Origin of the sequence: [Phormidium] sp. LEGE 05292 (assembly GCF_015207735.1) — a bacterium.
Classification (GTDB): Bacteria; Cyanobacteriota; Cyanobacteriia; order Cyanobacteriales; family Aerosakkonemataceae; genus Floridanema.
In genome coordinates, this window is sequence record NZ_JADEWG010000298.1 from 1 (window position 1) to 2,843 (window position 2,843).

Below are 2,843 nucleotides of genomic sequence, written 5' to 3' on the forward strand. Positions count from 1 at the left end.
CTTGTCCCCTTATCCCCTTATCTCCCCTGCCCCTCTGCTCCCCTGCCCTCTGCCTAAAATTCTGCACTCAAAAGCGAATTTCTCAGACTCCAGTCTGGTCTGAGGCTTTTGGCTTGACGGAGGTAGGGATGGTAAATTTCTACGGGATGGGGTACGTTGACGTGAATTAGGAAACGGATGCAGCGTTCTAGTCCGCCTTCGACGTGCATTTGCTGGACATCTAGTAAGGGAACGTTTTGCCAGTGGGGGCGTTGACGGGCGATCGCAGCTGGGAAAATCGCATCTAGATCGCGTGTAGCGGAGAAAATGGCACTAATAATATCGTCAGGGTCAAAATTATTATGCGCTTCTAGTTCGTCCAATAGTTCTGAGACTGCTTCGCTAATTGCTGTCACGGAATTTTCGGTGACAGTTGTCGCCCCACGAATTGCCTTAACTCGCCACTCCACGCAAAAATCCTCCTAATTTAAAACAGATAAACAAACTATTTTTTTAAAGTTGGCGATCGCTTTTGAATCGATCGCTCTTTTTTCCCATCATGACTGAAGCACTGCCGAAAAGTCAGCAGTGCCGTCAGCAATATTAACAAAACCTCAAATTGAACCTACGAAGTACCAAATTGTTTAAACTTATGGTCTATATAGCCACAAAGGTTGTCCACTTGTCTTTAGTTCAAATTCTAACCAATTTATTCCGGCTGATAAAGCAGTGCTGTCCTGTTGATCCCCAGAAATTAAACGGCTTAACAGCGGTTTCCGTTCTTCAAAGTTGTAACAGCGAGTTTTTTCTGGGTCAAGTCCTGCCAATTCTGCGGCCCAACGACGGGCATCTTCTTCGGTTCCCAGACGATCGACTACACCTAATTCTACGGCTTGTTGTCCAGTAAAAATCCTGCCATCGGCAAAACTTTTCACTGCGTCTACAGTTAATTGCCTTGCTTCAGCAACGGTTTGCACGAATTGTTGGTAACTTGTATCAATCAATTCTTGCAAGATGTTTTCTTCTGGTTCTGTCAGTTCGCGATCGAAGGACAAAATATCTTTATAAGGGCCAGATTTAATCACTTTGAAGGAAACACCTATTTTATCCAACAGGCGTTCTAGGTTATTTCCCCGCAAAATTACGCCAATACTACCAGTAATCGTGCCTGGGTTAGCCATGATATGCTGGGCACCCATACCGATATAAACGCCACCAGAGGCGGAAATATTGCCAAAACTGGCGACTATTTTGACTTTTTCTTGCAAACGCTTCAGGGCGCTGTAAATTTCTTGGGAATCTCCTACTGTACCGCCAGGACTATCAATTCGTAGCAGTAAGGCAGGAAAACGCCTTTCTTCTACGAGTTTCAGGGCTGCGAGTACTCTTTGGCGAGTGGCACCTGCGATCGCACCTGAAACTTCAATGCGTGCTATTTGTTTACGAAACTTAGGCTTAAACGGCCAAATCATGAGCTATTAAAAATCTAAAGGTGATCGTAGATACTTATTATCTCCAGTCTAAGCAGAAGTAACAGGATTGGGGAGGAGGGACAGTTTAACCAGGATTTCCTAATTAATCCTGCTCATCTGTAAATCCATAAATCCTGGTTTGCCCTTTGTAATCTGCTTAACAGAACTACATAATTCAGTACAATCAAGATATTTAATGATAAACGACGCTGCCTATCCAGAAATGAGTTTAAAAGAGACACAAATTGATTTAGAAAAAGATTTTAATCTAGGATCTCCAATGGAGACGGTTAATGCAGAAACCGCTTTAGAGGGAGATATCAACCGATTTAGAGTTCCTTTTGGTTCTATGCTACTGATTGCGCCTTTTTTCCTTTGGGGAACCGCAATGGTAGCGATGAAGGGTGTGATGCCACAAACAACACCTTTTTTTGTGGCAGGAATACGCTTGGTGCCAGCGGGGGTGTTTGTATTACTTTTCTGTATGTTAACTGGCAGATCTCAACCTCGAACTTTGTTAGCTTGGTTGTGGATTGCTTTGTTTGGTTTGGTTGATGCAGCACTGTTTCAAGGTTTTTTAGCGGAAGGTTTGGTTCGTACCAGTGCGGGTTTAGGTTCGGTGATGATTGATTCCCAACCTTTAGCTGTGGCGGTTTTATCTCTGTTGCTGTTTGGGGAAAAGATTGGTTTGTGGGGTTGGTTAGGATTAGGGATAGGGGTTTTTGGAATTAGTTTAATTGGTTTGCCGGATGAATGGATTGCGGCGTTGTTGCATCCAACTAACGAAAATTTGGGATTAGGGATGCTGGCTAATATCCCTGGAGACTTTACTGATGTTAAAGCTTTAATTGTGAATTTATTCGATCGTGGACTATGGTTAATGCTGTTAGCGGCGCTGTCTATGGCAGTGGGAACGGTAATTTCTCGGTTTGTCAGTCGCCATGTCGATCCTGTGGTAGCTACAGGTTGGCACATGATTTTGGGTGGTTTGCCTTTATTTGGAATTTCTGCTGTTTGGGAAACTCAGCAATGGCAAAGGTTAGATTTGTCTAGTTGGATGGCTTTGAGTTATGCGACGATTTTTGGTAGTGCGATCGCTTATGGTTTATTCTTCTACTTTGCTTCTCGTGGCAGTTTAACTAGTCTGAGTTCTCTAACTTTCCTCACTCCCGTATTTGCTTTGTTGTTTGGCAATCTTTTCCTTTCAGAAATGTTGCAACCTCATCAATGGTTGGGAGTTAGTCTAACTTTAGTCAGTATTTACTTAGTAAATCAGCGCGATAGATTAGGTAAGTGGTTACAACTTCAACCTACTAATGTGGAAGCATCTACCAAACTGAATTTAGATAATTGAGGCAGAGGAGAATGGGGGGATGGGGAGATGGGGAGATG

At 43.4% G+C, this 2,843-nt stretch carries 3 protein-coding genes; 1 reads left to right on the forward strand and 2 read right to left on the reverse strand.

What is annotated here, in order from left to right; genetic code table 11:
* Nucleotides 1-53 precede the first annotated feature (53 nt).
* Complete coding sequence (gene aroH / locus IQ264_RS32055) at nt 54-449, reverse strand: chorismate mutase (protein WP_193986740.1); 396 nt, start codon at nt 447-449, stop codon at nt 54-56.
* A 180-nt stretch (nt 450-629) separates the two neighbouring features.
* Nucleotides 630-1,451: a signal peptide peptidase SppA gene (gene sppA, locus IQ264_RS32060; protein ID WP_193986743.1), complete on the reverse strand. Its 822-nt coding sequence runs from the start codon at nt 1,449-1,451 to the stop codon at nt 630-632.
* Nucleotides 1,452-1,800: 349 nt separating this feature from the next.
* On the opposite strand from sppA, the gene IQ264_RS32065 reads away from it, so the two are divergent.
* On the forward strand, nt 1,801-2,805 hold the full coding sequence (locus tag IQ264_RS32065; RefSeq protein WP_228061974.1) for a DMT family transporter: 1,005 nt from the start codon (nt 1,801-1,803) through the stop codon (nt 2,803-2,805).
* Nucleotides 2,806-2,843 lie beyond the last annotated feature (38 nt).

Coding starts and splice junctions, on each gene's coding strand:
- IQ264_RS32065 (WP_228061974.1), top strand. CDS start 1,801: ATGCTACTGATTGCGCCTTTTTTCCTTTGGGGAACCGCAATGGTAGCG.
- sppA (WP_193986743.1), bottom strand. CDS start 1,451: ATGATTTGGCCGTTTAAGCCTAAGTTTCGTAAACAAATAGCACGCATT.